Source organism: Flavobacterium sp. (assembly GCF_027484205.1).
In the GTDB taxonomy this organism is placed as follows: Bacteria; Bacteroidota; Bacteroidia; order Flavobacteriales; family Flavobacteriaceae; genus Flavobacterium.
In genome coordinates, this window is sequence record NZ_JAIXUB010000023.1 from 1 (window position 1) to 19,568 (window position 19,568).

Sequence of the window (19,568 nt, forward strand, 5' to 3'; positions counted from 1 at the left end):
AATTGCTTTCAAAATTGTATCTTTACTTATAATTCCCAACAGATGATTTAAACAAAGCCATTTCAGCACCGTTGTGAATTGCTTTCAAAATTGTATCTTTACTTATAATTCCCAACGATACCTTACACGGTTTACATCAATGTTATGTTGTGAATTGCTTTCAAAATTGTATCTTTACTTATAATTCCCAACGTTGCGTCTACTATGTAATAATTATCTTTTGTTGTGAATTGCTTTCAAAATTGTATCTTTACTTATAATTCCCAACCAAAACTAAACTTACCACCGATAACCCAATGTTGTGAATTGCTTTCAAAATTGTATCTTTACTTATAATTCCCAACAAGAGCAAGCAACAACAAATGATGCTTGGTGTTGTGAATTGCTTTCAAAATTGTATCTTTACTTATAATTCCCAACGAAGTCATTTTAAAGAATGGTACGACAATGGTTGTGAATTGCTTTCAAAATTGTATCTTTACTTATAATTCCCAACAATTGGAAAAGATAATGCAAGAAAAATTAAGTTGTGAATTGCTTTCAAAATTGTATCTTTACTTATAATTCCCAACATGCCGAGTCGTAATAGATTGAAATGTTGGGAGTTGTGAGTAATATTAGAATTCAAAAATACGTGTAGTTGAAATGATAGTGTAGAGAACGAGTTAGTTTTTTTATAATTCTACCTAAAATTAAAATAATTCCAATTGTTGCGAAGGTTTGTCAGTTTCTACTGGTTTTTTACCATAAAATAGTTCCATCATACCAAATTGCTTATCGGTTATTTGCATGACACCAATTTTGCCATGCTCAGGTAAACTATTTTTAATTCTTTTAGTATGCACCTCAGCATTTTCTCTACTAGCACAAAACCGCATATAGATAGAAAATTGAAACATAGAAAAACCATCGTCTAATAGCTTTTTACGAAATAAACCTGCTATTTTACGTTCTTTACGGGTCTCAGTGGGCAAATCAAAAAATACTAATATCCACAAACTTCTATACTGATTTAATCTACTATAATGTTCGTCATACATTTTGTAGTTACTTTATAAATGAGTTACCATTTTAACTTCTTATTTTGTTACCTCGAGTTCAGTCGAGAGGCAATTATAAATAAACTGGATATAAAATCTTTCTAGAACTCCCTTCAAAACATTCATGCAACGAATTTGTTGTTCTACTCATAGCTACCATAAGTGGACTTCTTTTTCCATCAATTTGCACATCAATAGAGGCAATGCTCAACAATTGTTTTTTTATGTCAACAGTTAATTCCTTGATATTATCCTCTGTTTCCATGATATGACAAACTATCAAATCCACAAACGGTCGATATGGTTCCATAATATCGTCTGCTAAACAATAAGCATTGTATTTATTGCGATGAAAAATCCCTAATGTGGGCAACATACCAGAACTAACAAGTGCTCTCGCTGTAATACCTCTTAAAATAGCATAGCCATAATTCAACAAATTATTAGGAGGTAATCCTTTTTGTTGTCTAGTAAAACCTTCAATTTTAAATAAATTATCCCAATAATACACAGCTGCTCTAGCTTCGTGGTTTAGTGCATCGCCCGAAGTAACCTCTTTTGCCCAAAGTTCCATCTTGCGCATTGGTATTCCTTTTTCTTTAAGCAATGCACCTTGATTACTAATTTTCGCACTAATAGTTTGTTGCCACAAATTTTTCTTTAATGGGAGTGAAGCCTCAATCTGATTCCGAAATCGCTCCGTTTGTTCCGAATGACCACTTAAAGGCATCAATAAACCAATAGGTAAATGATATTGATCACAATTAATTAATGCTACATTGTTGTTAGTCAATTTTTCCAACAATCCATTAGTGATTGTAATTTGCTGATTTTCCATCACAATAACACCTATATCTTCTATAGCCACAGTTTTAGTTTCTTGTTCCTTGTCCGGATAAGTTACAACCAACTGCTCATTTTTTGTACTTAAATAAGCTGGATTACCGAAGAAAAGTGTTTTTTTAATCATATCAATATTCGCCTAGTTGAACAATTTTACCTAAATGATTTAATCTCACTTTTATTATGTTATTTAAATTATTTACACTTTGAATTACTTTATATGTAATGCCCTTTAATTCTTTTGGAGTTTCGATTTGTGTTTCTAAATGATGTCTAAACCAAAAACCAGAAAGTAACGAGCCAAATTTTTGAACTCTATAAATATTAGGACTAATTAAATGATAATTATTTGGTTCTAATAAATCAATTTCATGTGGGTTAAAACTCTCTGAAGGAAAAATGAAGAATTCATTTTGCTTGATAGAGAATAAAAACTCCCATCCTTTTTCATGATTTTTATTTATTACTGATAATCCTAAATTCTTCCTCACTACAGCATCATAAAAAGAAATTACTTCTTCTTGTAAATTTCCTTTTTCATCTTTATAAATAGCTACATGATGATTGTTTCCAGTACTTATAAAATCTACTGGTATTGGTTTTCCGTTTTCATCCAAAATCTCATTTCCTAAATGGTCTTTTTTAGTATGTAATGCTTGCGCATTACTAACACCACTAATAGCTACTCTTTTTATAGAAATTCCTTTTTCTTTATTTAGCCAAATAGGGTTTTCGTCAAGATTTACAAAAGCTTTTTTAGCATCACCATTAAAATCATTTAATCGGTTTTGCAGAATGGTTTTTATACCAATATCAATTACTTTTTCAATTTTTAAATCTGGCGTAATATCTTTTCTTATAGTGTAATCATCTTCAAACCAAACTAATTTTACTTTCTCAGGAACTGCTATTGTTTTATTAGCATCTAAATAAATAGGATTTTTAGCTAAAACATTTTTCCCTGTAAATGCTTTTTTAGGGTCATTGTCATGCTCTTCTAATCGTTTTAAAAGAGCTTCACGATATTGTTTTTTGGCAACTTTTGTAATATAATCAGCAGTAAAATTGGCATTTACTTTTTCTTCTTTTGTAACATACTGTTGCAGTTTGCCATAAACAGTTTCTTTATGCAATTGTCCTCTTGGAGTTAATTGTATTTTTTCAAGAGTTCCACCTTTTATTTTGATACTATTTTTGTTTTTAGTAACAACTTTATTTTTAGCTTTATATGAAATCAAAATACTCTCTAATTGTTTTTTAGCTTCTTCTCTAAAATTTGTTATTGGAGTAATAAACCTCAATTTTCCGTTTTTATCTTTCTTCAAATATTTAGTTTCAATTCCATAAATTTCAGCACCTTTTTTATCTTCTTTGGTTCGTGCATTTAGATTGTTTAAGTATTGTATATAAACAGGCTTTGTAAAAGCCACAGTTATAGCATCCATAGCATGATGACGATGGTCATTACGTTTTGTCCAATTTTTTATTTTGTATAAACGTTCACCATTTTTACCTTCTTCTTCTATCGTTAATCCAAGTTTGTGGTATTTATCCCAATTTAATTCTTTCATTACTTCAACCAATTCCCAATCTTCACGCAACTTGTCCGTTACACTACCAATAGTTGAGGTTACAGTTCTTGAAACTTCTAGCAATATTTCTTTTGCTTTTTTAGCTATATATTGTGTCTCTCTTAATTGTCTATCAATGAATCCTTCAGGTATTTCATTGTCAGCCATTAACAATTTATTTTGTTTGGTTCTACTAATTTTGCCAAACAAACTTTTTACTCTTTTTTCAAATTGATCAAATTCCTCATTCGATAGTTTTTCTTTCAAGAAAGAATAAGCCGTTTTATTGCTTTTATCAATATTCAATTGACGTTCACAAATTGTTTTATTTGAAAAACTATCATCAAACAATCTTGATTTTGGAATGATATGTTCAATATCATATTCTTTAGAGAATAACTTAGAAGCCTCAATGGGTTTTCCTGTATATATTGAAATTCCATCACATTCTTTCCATAGTTTATAACGAATAATATCATTACGAGTTACTCTAGCAATGCCATATTCAGTATGTAGTAATTTCTTTATTTGTTCATGCTCTGCTGTACTTTTATTAATAGCTTTAGTCATTTCATTTCTTTGCTCATTATTGTTTTTCAACTCACGAGCCAACTCAACTCTTATTTCATCTGGTTTTCCCATAGTTGGGTCTTCCATAATGGCATTTATAACATTAACCATTTGGTTCAATATTTTTTCTACCACAGGGTTACGCAAACTATTTTTCTTAATTAAATCAAGTTTATTTTTTAATTCTCTTTTATCATTATCCTCTTTGGTCAAAGAAGAAGAATGATTATATCCAACCATTAAACATGCCTTATCATAAATATGCCCATCTTTCAAATGAGGTAATATTTTCTTGATAGCTTTAGCACTTAAACTACCATAATCTGCTTGTAAACTAACATTTAATAAAAACGGAACGTGTTGAGGTTTGAAACCAAATTTATTGATTAAAGTTTGTTTTAATTGCTCATCTTCTTCAGAAGAATATAGCAGGTGCCATAATTGATAAGACGGTTGTTTGTCAAATTCATTTCCTTGTATAGAAGTGTCAAATTCTAATAATGATGTTGACAATTTTAAATCCTCAAAGGCACTTTTAAAGATTTTTACAATATCATCAGCATCAAGTTTTGATAAATCCAATTCATCATAACCTTCATAAATCAATATTTTTTCAAATGCTTTAAATAATGCTGTATTAGTTCTGTTGCCTTCAATTTTTTTAAAGTTCACAGTATGACTATTTTTTTTCAAACCACAAAATTCAATCAATTGCAAATCAGACATACTGTCTTTAAAAGTTAAAGCATCCGCAATTTGTTTTTTTAATTCTTCACTTAACAAGAACGGCTCTTTTGTGACTTCATTTTTTACAATTATGTTGTTCAAATTTTGCCATATTCTAAAATCTTGAAACAATGGAGACGATTTAGGAATGGCTTTATGTCCTTTTTCAAATTCACAATGACTAATTAAGTGTTTTTGTGATTTCAACTTTCTTTGATAAAAAATAGTTATATCTCTAACTTCTGTTTTTAATTTATCATTAAGTTCAGGATAAAATGTAGCTTGTGTTTGCCAAATAGTTTCAAACTCATCCATATAATCTTGTCTATAGAAAACTTGATTTTTTAAACGAGAATATGCATTTTCTTTAAGCTGATTATATTGAAATTGTCCAACAGTTTGTTTATTAAAATACAATTCTTTGCTTCGGTCACTAATAGCGCCCAAATAACCACTAGATTGGTTAATCTGATTATTAATTTCAGTCAAAATATAAGCCAAAACATTCAATTCCAATTTTGTTTCTAGAGCTTCATTTCTCCATCGATAGTGTTGTAGCTTTGTTTCTTCTCTACTTCCCTTATTTTCTACTAATTCTATTTTTAGTGTTTTAGTGAAGTGCTGTGAAGTCAACGTTCTTGATTTTCCTTTTAAATCTTCAATCAACATATTGTTAATCTCTGTATGAAATTTATTTTGAAATTTTACAATCTTTTCAATCTCTTTTTGCAAATCCGATCGATAGAAATCGGGAATAAATTTCCCTCCTTTACTTAAAGAATTAAATATCCATTGTCCGGGTGTTAAGTTATTTTCAAATAATTCTTTTGCAATTGCCATTCCATCAATTGCTTCTCCTTCTTCAATTGTTTTAGCTTTTCTACTACTTTTATAACCACGTTTTTTATTAAGCATCAACAACACTTTAACCAATTCTTCCTTAGTTACTCTTTCTGTTGCAGCTTTTGCTCTAACTTGATAGGATGAAAATGTAGTTTCTTTTCCATTTTCCGCATAAACAAAACCATCAGGTATAAATTTGATACCTTTAAATAATTCTATTAGAGCATTTCTTCTTTGTTTAAAGCGTTGTAAACCTCTTCTTGCACCACGTTTTAAAGTTCTATCAGCATTTATGGAAATAGTGTTACCCTTTTTAAAATCAGCTTCCTCATCAGTTGTTAAGGGTACAATGCGAACTCCTGAATTTATTATTTTTGAAGTTTCATTTTCTTCACCCTCATGTATAAATGCCCATCCAATTGATGTTGTACCTAAATCTAAACCTAATATTTTTTTCATTTTTAAATTAATTTTAATTGCTTGTAACTATCAATTAGATTATTTATTCCTAATAATTATTTTAATTAATATTTTTTTTTTAATATTGTATTACAATTTTGAAGCAATTCACAATAAGGATTATTCCGTTGTGAAAACATTCAAAGCGGCAACTTAAAGTTGTCGCTTTTTTTTATTTTAATTACCTTGTTTAATTTTCAAACCTACCAAAATTAGCAAATTATTTTATTAATAAACTACGTACAAATACTTAATTTTTTCAAAAATAAAATTCAAATGTTATACTATTTTACGGAAAACCGTAAAAGCGATTTTTTTTCATTTTTTTTTTACTTCAAGGAGTTTTGTTCGGGTTTCGTTCGGGTTTCGTTCGGGTTTCGTTCGAGAGAAACCAGTGTTTACTGCATCTTGTCAAAACAAATCCCGAACAAACCCCGAACAAAGTAGCAAAAAAGGGCTGTTTTGTTAGTCAAATCACGTCAAAGTACGTCAAAGTACGTCAAAACACGTCAACGTACGTCATTAGGGTTAAATTATATACTTGATGTTGGAGGTGTTGCGTTATATGGTTGTAACGTTACAAGTAAAGGGTGTTTAATCAATTTATTTTTAATCTATATGGGAACATATAACAAAGGAATTTTAGGTGCGTTTTCAGGTAAAGTTGGTCCTGTTGTAGGCGCAAGTTGGAGAGGTAAAGAGGTATTGCGTAGTTTACCAAGAAGAGCCAATAGAACAGCAACGCCAAATCAGGCATTGCAACGATTGAAGTTTAGTACGGTTACTTCGTTTTTAAATCCGTTTTATCCTGTTTTAAGCCGCTATTATGGAAACAATACAGGCGAAAAAACAAGGTTGAATCAGGCAATGTCGTATCACATTAAAGAGGCAATGGTGTATAATGAGCCTGTCTTTGATATGGTGTATAACAAGGTGTTAATTGCAAAAGGTGATTTAACCGGGATTCAAGCGGGTGTTATTTCTTCGACTGATCCAAGTACGGTTAGTATTGTATGGTCAGACAACTCGGGCGAAGGAGAGGCAAAGCCTACGGATAAGCTTGTGATTGCTCTTTATGAGCCTACTTTGAAGTCAACGGTTTATTCGTTATCGGTTGCTGTTCGAAGTGCATTGACGGGTGCTATTCTTGTACCAACGTCGTTGACTGGATTGACGGTTGAGGTTTGGGGTACGTTTGTTTCGGTAGATGATAAAAAGTATGCTACAAGTGTTTATTTAGGTAGTGTTTTAGTTGCTTAGTATTTTTAATGTAATAAAAATTATCCCGATTTTGTTCGGGATTTTTTTTTCAACCCTTACGTCAGTTCGAGTGATTTTATAAAATGAAAATGCAATTTTTGTTTTATAAAATAGTATCGAGAACGGTTGTTAGCTATATCGTTTCATTTTCATAAGGTTCTCGATAAAATTTCTATAAAACAGCTGGTCGCAGTTTTATAAAAATCACTCGAACTGACGGTAAGTATCGAGAGAGGTTCTTTAAGATTGTGTTTTATTTTCAAAAGGTTCTCGATATAATTTCTATAAAACAGCTAGTCGCAGTTTTATAAAAATCACTCGAACTGACGGAAGTGTTAGTTTGACGATTTTCTTTTTAGTACTCACGTCAGTTCGAGTGATTTTATAAAATGAAAATGCAATTTTTGTTTTATAAAATAGTATCGAGAACGGTATGAAAACAATATTTTATATTTTGCTAAATGCAACAATCTTATGTTTATATGTTAAAATGTTCTGATAGTTCCTATTATACAGGAGTTACAAGTAATTTAGAACAAAGAATGTTTCAGCATAACACCGCTTTTTTTCCTGATTGTTATACTTCTTCGCGAAGACCTGTTGAGTTAGTTTTCATAGCAGAATTCACAGATATTAATTTGGCAATTGAAAAAGAAAAACAAATTAAAAAATGGTCAAGATTAAAAAAAGAAGCTTTAATAAATGATGATTATGAAGCTTTGCCGAATTTGGCAAAGAAAGATTTTGATAAATAGTGTTTCATTTTCATAAGGTTCTCGATACAATTTTTATAAAATAGCTGGTCGCAGTTTTATAAAAATCACTCGAACTGACGATAAGTATCGAGAACGGTTGTTAACTATATTGTTTCATTTTCATAAGGTTCTCGATACAATTTTTATAAAACAGCTAGTCGCAGTTTTATAAAAATCACTCGAACTGACGATAAGTGTCGAGAACGGTTGTTAGCTATATCGTTTCATTTTCATAAGGTTCTCGATACAATTTTTATAAAACAGCTGGTCGCAGTTTTATAAAAATCACTCGAACTGACGGTATGTATCGAGAACTGTTTTTTGAGACTTTGTTTCATTTTCAGAAGGTTCTCGATACAATTTTTATAAAACAGCTGGTCACAGTTTTATAAAAATCACTCGAACTGACGATAAGTATCGAGAACGATTGTTATCTATATCGTTTCATTTTCAGAAGGTTCTCGATACAATTTCTATAAAACAGCTGGTCGCAGTTTTATAAAAATCACTCGAACTGACGATAAGTATTAAGAACGGTTTTTTGAGACTGTGTTTCATTTTCAAAAGGTTTTCGTTAGTCCCGATACTTCATAATACTATTTCAAAAACTGTTATTTTTAAAATAAAATATAACTTTAACACAAAGTAGTGTTATTTTCCTACAACTTTAACATTTTGCACAATACTACTGTATGGAAAGTTTCGTTATAGCCTTCATAATATTAGTTTAATGAGTAAAAAGATCAAGCAATTACAGGAGGAAGTGGCATCATTGAAAGCATTACTTCATTATGCTATACAGAAAAGCGAGGAGGAGCAATGGCTTGATAGTGCTGATGTAAAAACGTTATTTCATTTTAGTGAAAGTAAGTTGTACCGTCTTCGAAAAGCAAATCTAATACCTTGTACTTTAGTTGGAGGTCGATACATGTATCCTAAGAGTTATTTTAGTGATGTGTTGATGGGGAAAATAAAAGAGAAGTAGTTTTATTTTGACTACTATTTTTATTTGTGTTGCGCATAATTATAAAAACTACATCACTTTCTATTGTTGATGTAGTTTTTTTATAAAAATTAATTACTTAACTAATTATTTAAGTTCAGAGAGAACTATTTTTTTCTGTTTAAAAGTATTCTTCATTGCTTTTTCTCTAACTTTTGGGTCATTGCTATTGATGAGGTCAAAATACTCCACAGGAACCACTTGCCATGATAAGCCATATTTGTCTTTGCACCAACCACAAGAACCTTCTTCGCCGCCATTTGCCGTTAATGCGTTCCAATAATAATCAACCTCTGCTTGGTCTTTGCAATTAACAACCATTGAAACAGCTTCGTTGAATTTGAAATATGGTCCAGCAGCTAAAATACTTAGCTCAATGTTGCCAATTTCTATTACTGCTGTATCAAAGCTGTCCTGTCCACCTTGTTCTTTAGCTTCGGATGGATTTTCATAGTTGTGGTATTCTTTTAGTTTACCATCTTTGAAAATCGAAAGGTAATAGTTTGCCACCGCTTTGGCATCTTTATCAACCCAAAGGCATGGTGTTATTTTTTGGGTAATTGAACTTGCTTTTTTTGTTGAAGTAGTATCAACTTTATTATTTTTGTCAGCATTCTGTTGCGAATTTCCACAAGCTGTTAAATTGGCTATTATCAATAAGGTTAAAAGTTTTTTCATTGTATTAGTTATTTAAATTTGGTAATAAATTTGCTAATTCGTTCAAAGTCGCCGTAAATCCTTCTTTGAAGCCCATTTCAATCATTCTTTCCATTCTTTCAAGCGATTCGTTGTAAATAGAAATGCTAACCTTTGTATAATTGTTTTCTTCACTAAAATTCAAATCCCAATTAGAACCAGGTAAGTTAGGGTTTTCTTCTTTATCTGCAAATGAACTTAGGAATTTAAAATTAGTCTTTGGCGTGATTGAAGTATATTTTTGAATGGACCACATTTCTTGTCCTTCTGGACTTACCATGGCATAAAATCGTCGTCCACCAACTTCAAAATTCATTACTTTAGTTTTTGATTCAAATGGTTTTGGTGCCCACCATTGGTCTAGAATTTCTTTATTTGTAAATGCTTCCCAAACTAAGGAAAGTTCCGCATTAAATACTCTTTCAATCGTTACCGTTTTTGTTGATTTGTTCACTATAAAGTCAAATTGTAAAGCGTTCATGTTGTTATTTTTTAAAAGTTGATAATAAAGCGTCTAATTGATTCAAGCCCATAGTAAACCCTTCTTTGAAGCCGAGTTCAATTACTTTTTCTAAATCGGCTAAGGTTTCATATTTTGCTTCTATAGTTACTAAAGTTATTCCATTTGCTTCAGTAAACGTGTTGGTCCATTCAGTTCTTGGCATGTCAAGGTTAGTAACGCCATTCTCATCACAAAAAGCATCTAAACCAGTATAACTCACTAGAGGATTAATTTTTATATAATCATTTTTGCACCAATGGGATAGATTTTCAGGACTAATCATGGCATATAGCCAAGTACCACCTTCTTTAAAATCCATTGATTTTGTTTTGATACGGTTTTGGTGCCCACCATTGGTCGAGCAATTCGGGTTTTGTCCATGCATCCCAAACTAATTCCAAAGTTCCATTAAATTCACGTTTTACATTTACGGTTTGTGCTTCTTTATTGATAGTAAAATCAAATAATAAATTACTGTTCATTGTTTTTGTTTTTAATTGTTGCTAATAGAGTGTCAAGTTGATTAAATCGGGTTTCCCAAATCGCTCTGAATTGTTCCATCCATTGGTCAATTTCTTTCATTTTGTCAATTTCAAGTGAGTAATAAATTTCTCTACCTTTTTGCTCTTGTTTTATAAGATCACATTCTGATAGTATTCGCAAATGTTTTGAAATGGCTTGTCGAGTAGTATTGAAGTTCTCTGCAATGGCATTTGGCGTCATGGCTTGTAGCGCAATCAAGGTTATAATGCCTCGCCGAGTTGGGTCGGCAATGGCTTGAAATATGTCTCTTCTCATTTGTAATATTATTTTAATGAAACCAATTGGTTGCAAATATAAATGCAACCTTTCGGTTGCGCAAATTTTTTTACACTTTTTTTAAAATGTAGGGTAGAAGTGAGGAAGTTGAAATATTGAAAGCAAAAAAAAACTACATCATTGCTGAGGTAGTTTTTGTTTTCTCTTTAGTACTATAGAAAGTCTTTTGTTTTTTATTTATGACTTAATATTATTGTAAGTTCAGGAGATATAGATGCGCAAAATAGTACTTTATAGCGTATTAAAACTCCAATTATTGTTTTAATCTGTCTCTACATTTTCATCAAATTTCAATACAAATTTTTCTACTTTATCTGGATCTAATTTGCACTCGTTTAATGTTTTATCTGCAAGTAATTTTTTAATTAATAATTTCTTTGTGAATATATATGACTTTGATGTAAAGCTTAATTTCTTGTCAAGAAAAGTTATCTTATTGTATAGTGAACCATATCTACTGTTATGGATGTATTTTAAAAATATTATTTCATTTCCATCTAAATCTGAAATCGAAACATTATTTACATCTCCACTTATTTTCAGACATTCTTTGCCGTCAATTGACACAACATCATCTTTAATTTTAATTTCTTGACTAAAACCTACAAGGCACATAAAAAGTAAGCTTAAGGTTAAAATGTTTTTTTTCATTTTCTTTTTTGTTTTAATTGTTATATGTTATTTATTATGGGATTCTTTTAAAATATCTTTTACATGTTACTTCTATCGAAAATAATATATTTTGATGTTTTTGAAGATGTTTAAAAAATTAATTTAAATGATTTTTAATTAAAATTTCGAAATGATTAAAAATTGGTTTATAGGCATCATTAAATTTTTGTTTCTGATTGGAATTTAATATTTGAAAACCATAATCATCTGCAAAATTAACCTTTATAGTATTTGTTAATGAACTTGTTACGATGATTCTCATAGGTAAACTTAAAGGATTTACATTTAACCATCCATTTAAAACGGCATCTTCGCTTTTACCTGAGTATGCAATTAAGCCATCATTTACATCTTCAATTATTCTGAAATTATTTTCTTCTAATAATTTTCTAATTTTTAAGATGGATGCCTCACTATAATTTGATGGAATCTCAAATTCATAATTAGCTTTGCCTTCTTTTAATTTTGAAATTTTATTTTTCGATTTTTGAAATTGTCTTCTTGCTTTGCTTCTGATAATTAAGATTATAATTAGAGCACCAATAGCTATTATTGCTAATATAATTAGTAAAATTCTTTTCATGATACGTTTTTTTTTTGGCTAAAGATAAAAATTATTGCGAAACGTAAACATGAATTTACAACAGAATTTGAAATTGCGAGAAACGGCTATTATTCGGAAACCATAATTCTGATGTAACGTTTATTTTTTTCTTGTGACTACTTATTTTTTGTGACACAATAAAATTAAGTATCGAATTTACTTGTGAAATAATCATAAAAAAAACCACAAGCAATAACTTGTGGTTCAAAATATTAAAAAAGTTTCTTAAATATTAAATCCTCCAGAAACTTCAAGGCGTTGGGCGTTAATCCATTTAGATTCTTCACTACATAAAAAGGCAACAACTGAACCAATATCGTCTGGCAATCCAACTCTTCCTAAAGCGGTATTTGACGATAACATATCGTTTAAATCTTTATTATCACGAACAGCACCACCACCAAAATCAGTTTCGATTGCGCCTGGTGCAACAGTATTAACTCTAATTTTACGCACACCTAATTCTAAAGCTTGGTAACGGCTTAACGATTCGATTGCGGCTTTCATAATTGCATACGCAGCATATCCGTTAAAGCTAAAACGTGCCAATCCTGAAGAAATGTTTACAATACTGGCGCCATCTTGTAGTAATGGCAATAACTTTTGGGTTAAAAAGAATGCTCCTTTTAGATGAATGTTCACCATGCTATCAAATTGTTCCATAGTTGTTTCAGCATAAGAAGCATGAATTCCAACTCCAGCATTGTTGACTAAAGCAGAAAGTTTCTCGGTATGGAATTCGTTCTTTAAAGTCGTAGCTAATGTGCTTGCGAAATGGTCAAATGAATTGGCATCGGCAACATCCAGTTGAAGTGCGAATGCTCTACGTCCGTTATTTTTAATTTCATTTACAACTTCTTGCGCGAATTCGCTTTTAGTTTGATAGGTTAGAATTACATCAAAACCTTTTTTTGCTAATTGCAACGCCATATCTTTTCCAAGTCCACGGCTTCCACCTGTTACTAAGGCAATTTTGTTTACTGTATTTGTCATTTTTATTTATGAATTAATTACAGTGCAAAGTTGGGTAATCTACCTCAAGTGATTGTTGCGAGATTCAAAGTGTTATTTGTAAAAATCAAATAATTAGTTTTCTCGATAATGTAATGGCGAAGTTTGGGTTTGCTTTTTAAAGAAATTAGAAAAATGAGCTACTTCGTCAAATCCGAGGCAATTGGCAATTTCAGAAATATTCCAATCAGTTTGTTTTAAAAGTATTTTAGCTTCTTGTGTGATGCGACTTGCGATGATTTCGGTGGTGGTTTTTCCGGTAGCTTCTTTAAGTACTTTATTTAAATGATTGACGTGGATGCGAAGATTTTCTGCATATTCCTTTGCAGTGCGCAACTGAAGTTCATGATTAATCGATTCTATGGGAAACTGTCGTTCGAGTAGTTCTATAAAAAGCGACGAAATTCTGGAGGTCGCATTGTGGGTTTCTTTAGTTCCTTCAATAGGTTTTAGTTTTTGTCCCGTATGAATAAGTTCACTGACATAATTACGTAAAAGATCATATTTAAAAGCATAATCGGATTGAATTTCGCTATTCATTTTTAGAAAAATGCGTTCAATGTCATTGAATTGTTCGTCTGTGATATGGAAAACAAAATCGCTTTGATTGCTAAAAATAGGAAGTGTATCAAGATTTAAAGCGGTTTTAGATTTGTGCATAAAATCAGCAGTAAAGACACAAAAATAACCCGATTGGTTTTCGTCTTGTGGCATGTAACGGTATGGAATTCGTGGTGATGCAAAAAGAATTCCTTTTTGTTTGATTTCGATTTGTTTATCGGCATATTCCACAAGATTGTGTCCGTTTATAAGACTGATTTTGTAGTATGTTCTTCGGTTGTAAGGCATTACGATTTTGCCTTTGCAAACCCTGTTCATTTCACCAATATTGAATATGTTAAAATGACCAATATCGTTATTACTTTGCTCACTGAAAAACAATTCGGTTAACGGGCATTTATCGTCAAATATTTCTTTGTAGAATTCGTTTATGGAAATGGTTGTCATTTTGTAAAAATCAAATATTTTGCAAAGGTAATAGTTTTTATATTTTTTAGATGAAAAACATAAAAAAACCACAAGTGTGTACTTGTGGCTAGTTGTTATTTTCTTTTAAAACAGTTATGCCATCGAGTGAAATCCAATTGAATTTCCTTCAGTGTCTAAAGCAATACCGCAAAATCCGTGTTCGCCTAAAGACATTTTTTCTTGAAGCACAGTTCCGCCAGCTTGTGCCACACGAGAAAGTTCTACAGAACAATCATCGCATCCAAAATAAACTAACGTTCCGCCATTTCCTGGTGACATGTCTTTCATTTTGCACAATGCACCACTGATGTTTTTTCCACCTTCTTCCCAAGGAAAACATAGCATTTCTAGGTCGCCAAAACCACCAGGAGTTTGCATTGGAATCATGGTTATGTTTAATATAGTTTCATAAAATTTTTGGGCACGTGCCATATCGGACACATAAATTTCTACCCACGCAAATGGATTTTTCATAGGGTTTGTTTTTAGTTATTGATTGTTATTTCAAATGTAAAAAAAAATTGTATTATTGTGGTAAGCCTTATATTATTTTTGAAGATGAGTTTTATCAATTGTTATCAATACTTAAAAAAGTTAGCTTCTCAGTCACTTTCACATTTGGATTCGGAGACGATAGTCAAATATGAAAAGTTATTGAAGACTGAAGTACGAATTGATAACTCAAAGTTCAATACTAATGATGTGGAACGTTTTCTAGAAGCATTGAAAAATAGAAGTGCATTGCTTCAGTTTTTGCCCGAAAATGAAGAATTCTATTCGTTGCTTTTTGAACGATTTAATTTCTTGAAAGACTATGGCGTTCCTAATTTCGATAACTACGATTATATTGCTTTAAAACAAGAAATTTCTGCTAATTTGATGAATGAATTAAATCAATTTGTCATCACGCGATTAGAGCAACAGGATTTTCTAGCTTTAAAAGTATTACTGAAATATAAAGAACTTCTTCCTATGGAAGTGTTGGATTTATTGACACATCGGTTAGAGTTTAAACTCGATAGTTATATTGACGCTATTAATAAAAAAGGAAAAATAGACAGTCAAAGTGAGTTTAAAAATATTTCCGATTTAATCAAATTATTTCCATCTTCTATTTTAGTAAAAAAGGAAAAGAAAGTAAAAGAGTTAATAGCGCAAGAATTATATGATGCCTTAGGTAATATCAATAAACCTGGTATTGTATTATTTTTTGAAGTGATGACTCAAGGTTTCTATTACATGTTTCACGTTCCAACTGATCCTAAAGAATTGAAAATTCGTCGTCGTGTGATGGGTGATTTTAAATTCATGACTGGAATTTTAGGCGTTGTGATATTAATTATTGCGGTTGGGATTTTATTTTTAAAGAAAGAGGAACCCATTAAACAAAGCGATTTAGAACCTAAAGGATTTTATGAAAGTTTTGCGAAACCTACTCAAAATAATGTGTTACTCATTGGTAATTATTCAGATACTTTAAAAACGGGTTTTGATTTTGTGAGTTCAAGTTATGTGGTTGCTGAATCAAAAGAAACTGTTACTATAGAAAATAAAACAGATTATGATTTAATTGTTTTCTCTGATTTTGAAATGGTAAAAGAGTACACAAAATTCTTTAAAAAGAATGATTTTAAAGGTCGCTATTTTTATATTAAAAGTAAGGATTCCTTGATTATGGATAATGTTTTTTATCCTATGCATTTTTATTTTGGGCAAACGTTATTCAGCACAAAAACATCACAACAAAATCCTCCTAATTTACCTCGTTTTTTTCATGCGCATAAAAACACTACAGATTTGGTAAAAAAACATTTTGAATTGAAAAGTGCTAAAATCACTTTTGAAGGCGATAAGAATGCCATCATACTTCGCTCCGATAGAGCCATTTTTATGGATGGAAGTAGGATTGAGATAATGAAGTTTTAGTTTTTAGAAAATCGATTCTGTTTGATTTTTACTTTTTTTGTAATGTATATCATTTACTTCCATCTCAAAATAATAATCAAATGATTTTCCATCTTGTAGAATAGGAATGTAAATTTTTATATTATTTCCCATAACTTTTTTTGCTCTTTCAATTCGTTCTTTATCTTTAGGATTATAATAAGAAATTATAGGAAAGATTGGTTTATTGCTCCAATAAGAATCATGAGAAAATGAACTTTGGTTATATTTTATATCGTCAATAGGTTGTACAAAGTCTAGAATAAATGATTTAGGAGGAATTACAGTTGGAGCTTGTAATTTTTCTTTGTCAATATATTTCACATTTTTATGAATAATTTTTTGAGCTTCACCATTATAAACGAAAGATGCTTCATCCCAATTTATTTTTAAAGGTTTATCGCTTTTATTCATAATTTTTAATGCGACTTCAGATTCCATAAATAAGAACTCTACTATAAGTTTTTCATCTTCAAACTTTAATTCATTAGAAACGGTTGGTTTTTTGAGTTGTAACTTATAAATATAGTATTCAGGAGAGCAAGAAGAAAGGAGTATGACTATGATTAATAAGAATGTGTTTTTTTTCATATTTATTTTTAAAATTTAATGTTTAAAATATTTTTATATTGTATTCCTAAATTGGAACCCTTTTTTCAACTTTATAAAATAATGCAATAAAGAAGAAAAAAAAATCATTAAACACTGAAAATCAAAAATACAAAACATATTTTAATTCTGTCAAATAGTGAAATTCCTAAAGCCTTAATTTCTAAAAGCCTTTATTTTCTATTTTTTCGGCTTTAATTTTTTATAAAGTCCTCGGGGTAATATCCATACAACATATAAACTTTACCTTTTTTAATTTTATAATAAGGCTTTTTGTAAATATCCTCTAATTTTCCATGAGAGTTATATCTTGAAATAATTATTGGTTCTGCCATTTTTACTTTGTGAGGTTCTTTTTCACATTTTCTTTTTGTAGAGTCATATTCTTCAAAAATAGGCGAAGCCCATTTACCATTCTTCGTTTTGTAAACTGGTTGATATTGATATTTTTTATGAATTAGACTATCACAATATTTACCAACAAATAGCAATACATTTTCAAATTCATCATATTTTACCTTTGAAAAATGATCATAAGAAACAAATTCAATAGTATCAGAATTAAAATTATTAGTAAAACTCTTTAGGATTTTATATTTAGATTTGAATTTAGAATCCATTGAAATTAGGTTACAATAATTTGGTTGACTTGCATAACTTACATCTATTTTTTTTCCAATAAAAATGTATAATTCTGGTTTTTTTTCAATGCAAGGAACATATTCTACACAAGGTATAGGTTTCAAAATAATATTTATTGAATCTTTATTTAACATCAATTTTGATACTTTATGAGTTTGCGGATAATATTGATCATTTGAAAACACCAAACTATCTTTTAAGTCTACTTTTATAGAAAATTTTCCATTTTCATCTGAAAAACAAATTAAATCTTTATTTTCCCACATTTTCTGATAAAGTGAATCAGGATAATTTTCAGATAATCTATTCAAAGTGTCGTTTAGAACAATCATTATATTCCCTTGATTTTTAGAAGTGTTAGCTATTCCATTTAAAATAATTTTCTGTGAACAGATGCTCTGAAAGCAGAGAATAAAAGTTATAATTAAAATATTTTTCATAGTTGCATTAAATTATTGAATTTGACCGTGTTCTTAGAAAAATTAAAGATAAATTTCCTCACTTTAAAAAGTTGACAAATCGTAAGTTTGAAACTTTCAAATGGATACTAAAGATCAATTATATTGAGTAGAATTTAAATTAATACTAAAATTGTAAAAGCTTAAAACTTTTTTTCAATGGTTTTATTTAAACATTAATTCTTGAAGTTTTCCATTATTATTTGCATCAATATATATTTGCATATCGTTATTTAATGGCAAATTATTTTCTATTTGTTTTGAATAATCGAGGAATATTTTTGCTCCTTCATATTGCACTTCTCTTACTTCAGGTAAGTCAGAAAATTTTATTCCTTCTACTTTCACAAATTTAATAATACGGTTTTTTTCAATTTTTTGAATAAGATTATAATGCATCATTGACAATATATACATAAACTGTTGATTATTCTCTTTTGTTAGTTTATTGTAAAACTCTCCGAAGGTTGGTATACCAAATTCAGTGTCTTTATTCATCCAAAATTGAGCAATTTTGGCAGCATAAAGAAATTCCTCTGATTTTGGATTCATCGGATTAGAAAAAATATATGTAGTTGCCTCAAATACCAATTTATCGTAATTATTAAAACTTGGATTTTCTACTTTCTCCATTTCTTTGAATTTTATTTTAAATTGTGAAAGCATGATGAATGGAAGAAAATAGAAAATGATAAAAATTTTTTTCATAGTGGAAATTTTAATTTTTTATGGTTTTTTTCAAAATGTCTTGTGAAGTATTGTTAATTATAGAGTTTGTGTAAACTGGAATCAATTATTTTTATAAAGATAAAAATTCTTGCCAAGAATCTATATTATTATACTTTTTTATCGAAGCTTCCTGTTTTTTTGTTGAAATAATATATTTCGATTAGTTTTTTAGGTTTTATATTTAAGCTATAGCTTTTTGGTTTATCGATGAATTCACCTTGAAAAACTTTGATTGTATCAATACAATTATCGTTTTTTTTATAAAGAACATCAATATAATGTACATAATCTAAAATTTCTTTGTCTTCGTTCCAATGAAATGAGGATATTTCATAATTGAAAATTGAGTTTATTTTGTGTGTTTCAGAATTGTATCTCATAATATCCATGTAGTGGTAATTTCCCAATGTGCCGCCACCAGCAGATTCAACTATAAATTCTTTTTGGTCATCATTACAATTTACATTTATAAATTTCAAATCCTCACTGCCACCATATTTTGAAACATTAGCTATATAGTCTATTTCATTTTTAGTTTTTCCATCAAAAAAAATATAATTTCCCATTTCACAAAAAATATATTCAGGAATAGAATCGGTATTTAAATTTACCCTTTCAGGTTTTATAGATTTTATATAATCATCGAATATTCTTTTATTATTTTCTACGATTTCACTTTTCTTTACTGTTGTTTTCTTTTCGGTTATTTCTTTTTTGCAACTAATAAAAAAGATTATTGAAAGAAGTAATGATATTGTTTGAAGTTTTTTCATGTGTTAACCA

The 19,568-nt window shown here is 29.7% G+C and carries 21 protein-coding genes and 1 CRISPR repeat array; of the genes, 4 read left to right on the forward strand and 17 right to left on the reverse strand.

Annotated elements, in window-relative coordinates:
• Window positions 1-146 precede the first annotated feature (146 nt).
• Window positions 147-572: direct repeats of the CRISPR family, unit length 46 nt; unit sequence GTTGTGAATTGCTTTCAAAATTGTATCTTTACTTATAATTCCCAAC.
• A gap of 120 nt (window positions 573-692) precedes the next feature.
• The 3 genes from cas2 to cas9 all read right to left on the reverse strand — a co-directional run bounded on the left by cas2 (window position 693) and on the right by cas9 (window position 6,052).
• Window positions 693-1,040, reverse strand: coding sequence for a CRISPR-associated endonuclease Cas2 (cas2, locus tag Q0049_RS10205; RefSeq protein ID WP_298119378.1), 348 nt, complete (start codon window positions 1,038-1,040; stop codon window positions 693-695).
• A gap of 73 nt (window positions 1,041-1,113) precedes the next feature.
• Window positions 1,114-2,010, reverse strand: a complete 897-nt coding sequence (cas1, locus tag Q0049_RS10210; protein ID WP_298119380.1) for a type II CRISPR-associated endonuclease Cas1 — start codon at window positions 2,008-2,010, stop codon at window positions 1,114-1,116.
• Window position 2,011: 1 nt separating this feature from the next.
• On the reverse strand, window positions 2,012-6,052 hold the full coding sequence (gene cas9, locus Q0049_RS10215; protein ID WP_298119382.1) for a type II CRISPR RNA-guided endonuclease Cas9: 4,041 nt from the start codon (window positions 6,050-6,052) through the stop codon (window positions 2,012-2,014).
• A gap of 462 nt (window positions 6,053-6,514) precedes the next feature.
• On the opposite strand from cas9, the gene Q0049_RS10220 reads away from it, so the two are divergent.
• The 3 genes from Q0049_RS10220 (at window position 6,515) to Q0049_RS10230 (ending at window position 9,052) form a co-directional block, all read left to right on the forward strand.
• Entirely contained in the window at window positions 6,515-7,312 is a 798-nt protein-coding gene (locus tag Q0049_RS10220) for a DUF6266 family protein (protein ID WP_298119383.1), read from the forward strand.
• A gap of 461 nt (window positions 7,313-7,773) precedes the next feature.
• Window positions 7,774-8,067 carry a GIY-YIG nuclease family protein gene (locus Q0049_RS10225; RefSeq protein ID WP_298119384.1) on the forward strand — a complete coding sequence of 98 codons (294 nt, stop codon included), beginning with the start codon at window positions 7,774-7,776 and terminating at the stop codon, window positions 8,065-8,067.
• 730 nt (window positions 8,068-8,797) lie between these two features.
• Window positions 8,798-9,052 (forward strand): helix-turn-helix domain-containing protein, encoded by a 255-nt coding sequence (locus Q0049_RS10230; protein WP_298119385.1) that lies wholly within the window; start codon window positions 8,798-8,800, stop codon window positions 9,050-9,052.
• A gap of 105 nt (window positions 9,053-9,157) precedes the next feature.
• Here Q0049_RS10230 and Q0049_RS10235 read toward each other — a convergent pair whose 3' ends face one another.
• The 10 genes from Q0049_RS10235 to Q0049_RS10275 form a co-directional block, all read right to left on the reverse strand.
• Window positions 9,158-9,748: a VOC family protein gene (locus tag Q0049_RS10235; protein WP_298119388.1), complete on the reverse strand. Its 591-nt coding sequence runs from the start codon at window positions 9,746-9,748 to the stop codon at window positions 9,158-9,160.
• Window positions 9,749-9,752: 4 nt separating this feature from the next.
• Window positions 9,753-10,247 carry an SRPBCC domain-containing protein gene (locus Q0049_RS10240; protein WP_298119390.1) on the reverse strand — a complete coding sequence of 165 codons (495 nt, stop codon included), beginning with the start codon at window positions 10,245-10,247 and terminating at the stop codon, window positions 9,753-9,755.
• Between the two features lie 4 nt (window positions 10,248-10,251).
• Window positions 10,252-10,587, reverse strand: a complete 336-nt coding sequence (locus Q0049_RS10245) for an SRPBCC domain-containing protein (RefSeq protein ID WP_367178978.1) — start codon at window positions 10,585-10,587, stop codon at window positions 10,252-10,254.
• Complete coding sequence (locus Q0049_RS16665; protein ID WP_367178979.1) at window positions 10,577-10,750, reverse strand: SRPBCC domain-containing protein; 174 nt, start codon at window positions 10,748-10,750, stop codon at window positions 10,577-10,579. Before Q0049_RS16665 ends, Q0049_RS10245 begins: the two co-directional genes overlap by 11 nt.
• Entirely contained in the window at window positions 10,740-11,066 is a 327-nt protein-coding gene (locus Q0049_RS10250) for a helix-turn-helix transcriptional regulator (RefSeq protein WP_298119400.1), read from the reverse strand. The genes Q0049_RS16665 and Q0049_RS10250 overlap by 11 nt, the downstream gene beginning before the upstream one ends.
• Before the next feature lie 282 nt (window positions 11,067-11,348).
• Window positions 11,349-11,738 carry a hypothetical protein gene (locus Q0049_RS10255; RefSeq protein ID WP_298119402.1) on the reverse strand — a complete coding sequence of 130 codons (390 nt, stop codon included), beginning with the start codon at window positions 11,736-11,738 and terminating at the stop codon, window positions 11,349-11,351.
• Window positions 11,739-11,856: 118 nt separating this feature from the next.
• Window positions 11,857-12,342 (reverse strand): hypothetical protein, encoded by a 486-nt coding sequence (locus tag Q0049_RS10260; RefSeq protein ID WP_298119404.1) that lies wholly within the window; start codon window positions 12,340-12,342, stop codon window positions 11,857-11,859.
• A gap of 246 nt (window positions 12,343-12,588) precedes the next feature.
• Window positions 12,589-13,356 (reverse strand): SDR family oxidoreductase, encoded by a 768-nt coding sequence (locus Q0049_RS10265; protein WP_298119405.1) that lies wholly within the window; start codon window positions 13,354-13,356, stop codon window positions 12,589-12,591.
• A gap of 93 nt (window positions 13,357-13,449) precedes the next feature.
• A complete protein-coding gene (locus tag Q0049_RS10270; RefSeq protein ID WP_298119407.1) occupies window positions 13,450-14,382 on the reverse strand; it encodes a helix-turn-helix transcriptional regulator in 933 nt (310 codons plus the stop codon).
• 114 nt (window positions 14,383-14,496) lie between these two features.
• Entirely contained in the window at window positions 14,497-14,877 is a 381-nt protein-coding gene (locus Q0049_RS10275; RefSeq protein ID WP_298119409.1) for a VOC family protein, read from the reverse strand.
• Window positions 14,878-15,057: 180 nt separating this feature from the next.
• Here Q0049_RS10275 and Q0049_RS10280 point away from each other — a divergent pair, with 180 nt between their 5' ends.
• Complete coding sequence (locus tag Q0049_RS10280) at window positions 15,058-16,329, forward strand: hypothetical protein (RefSeq protein WP_298119411.1); 1,272 nt, start codon at window positions 15,058-15,060, stop codon at window positions 16,327-16,329.
• Between the two features lie 3 nt (window positions 16,330-16,332).
• On the opposite strand, the gene Q0049_RS10285 is transcribed toward Q0049_RS10280, so the two are convergent.
• The 4 genes from Q0049_RS10285 to Q0049_RS10300 form a co-directional block, all read right to left on the reverse strand.
• Entirely contained in the window at window positions 16,333-16,938 is a 606-nt protein-coding gene (locus Q0049_RS10285; protein WP_298119413.1) for a hypothetical protein, read from the reverse strand.
• 212 nt (window positions 16,939-17,150) lie between these two features.
• Window positions 17,151-18,038, reverse strand: coding sequence for a hypothetical protein (locus tag Q0049_RS10290; RefSeq protein ID WP_298119415.1), 888 nt, complete (start codon window positions 18,036-18,038; stop codon window positions 17,151-17,153).
• 183 nt (window positions 18,039-18,221) lie between these two features.
• Window positions 18,222-18,764 (reverse strand): hypothetical protein, encoded by a 543-nt coding sequence (locus Q0049_RS10295; protein WP_298119417.1) that lies wholly within the window; start codon window positions 18,762-18,764, stop codon window positions 18,222-18,224.
• A 128-nt stretch (window positions 18,765-18,892) separates the two neighbouring features.
• Complete coding sequence (locus tag Q0049_RS10300; RefSeq protein ID WP_298119418.1) at window positions 18,893-19,558, reverse strand: hypothetical protein; 666 nt, start codon at window positions 19,556-19,558, stop codon at window positions 18,893-18,895.
• Window positions 19,559-19,568 lie beyond the last annotated feature (10 nt).

Excerpts from the sequence above, each read along its gene's own strand:
- Q0049_RS10295 (WP_298119417.1), bottom strand. The coding sequence starts at position 18,764 with ATGAAAAAAATTTTTATCATTTTCTATTTTCTTCCATTCATCATGCTT.
- Q0049_RS10245 (WP_367178978.1), bottom strand. The coding sequence starts at position 10,587 with ATGGATTTTAAAGAAGGTGGTACTTGGCTATATGCCATGATTAGTCCT.
- cas9 (WP_298119382.1), bottom strand. The coding sequence starts at position 6,052 with ATGAAAAAAATATTAGGTTTAGATTTAGGTACAACATCAATTGGATGG.
- Q0049_RS10250 (WP_298119400.1), bottom strand. The coding sequence starts at position 11,066 with ATGAGAAGAGACATATTTCAAGCCATTGCCGACCCAACTCGGCGAGGC.
- Q0049_RS10260 (WP_298119404.1), bottom strand. The coding sequence starts at position 12,342 with ATGAAAAGAATTTTACTAATTATATTAGCAATAATAGCTATTGGTGCT.
- Q0049_RS10270 (WP_298119407.1), bottom strand. The coding sequence starts at position 14,382 with ATGACAACCATTTCCATAAACGAATTCTACAAAGAAATATTTGACGAT.
- Q0049_RS10235 (WP_298119388.1), bottom strand. The coding sequence starts at position 9,748 with ATGAAAAAACTTTTAACCTTATTGATAATAGCCAATTTAACAGCTTGT.
- cas1 (WP_298119380.1), bottom strand. The coding sequence starts at position 2,010 with ATGATTAAAAAAACACTTTTCTTCGGTAATCCAGCTTATTTAAGTACA.
- Q0049_RS10265 (WP_298119405.1), bottom strand. The coding sequence starts at position 13,356 with ATGACAAATACAGTAAACAAAATTGCCTTAGTAACAGGTGGAAGCCGT.
- Q0049_RS10300 (WP_298119418.1), bottom strand. The coding sequence starts at position 19,558 with ATGAAAAAACTTCAAACAATATCATTACTTCTTTCAATAATCTTTTTT.
- Q0049_RS10290 (WP_298119415.1), bottom strand. The coding sequence starts at position 18,038 with ATGAAAAATATTTTAATTATAACTTTTATTCTCTGCTTTCAGAGCATC.
- Q0049_RS16665 (WP_367178979.1), bottom strand. The coding sequence starts at position 10,750 with ATGAACAGTAATTTATTATTTGATTTTACTATCAATAAAGAAGCACAA.
- Q0049_RS10285 (WP_298119413.1), bottom strand. The coding sequence starts at position 16,938 with ATGAAAAAAAACACATTCTTATTAATCATAGTCATACTCCTTTCTTCT.
- cas2 (WP_298119378.1), bottom strand. The coding sequence starts at position 1,040 with ATGTATGACGAACATTATAGTAGATTAAATCAGTATAGAAGTTTGTGG.
- Q0049_RS10275 (WP_298119409.1), bottom strand. The coding sequence starts at position 14,877 with ATGAAAAATCCATTTGCGTGGGTAGAAATTTATGTGTCCGATATGGCA.
- Q0049_RS10255 (WP_298119402.1), bottom strand. The coding sequence starts at position 11,738 with ATGAAAAAAAACATTTTAACCTTAAGCTTACTTTTTATGTGCCTTGTA.
- Q0049_RS10225 (WP_298119384.1), top strand. The coding sequence starts at position 7,774 with ATGCAACAATCTTATGTTTATATGTTAAAATGTTCTGATAGTTCCTAT.
- Q0049_RS10230 (WP_298119385.1), top strand. The coding sequence starts at position 8,798 with ATGAGTAAAAAGATCAAGCAATTACAGGAGGAAGTGGCATCATTGAAA.
- Q0049_RS10240 (WP_298119390.1), bottom strand. The coding sequence starts at position 10,247 with ATGAACGCTTTACAATTTGACTTTATAGTGAACAAATCAACAAAAACG.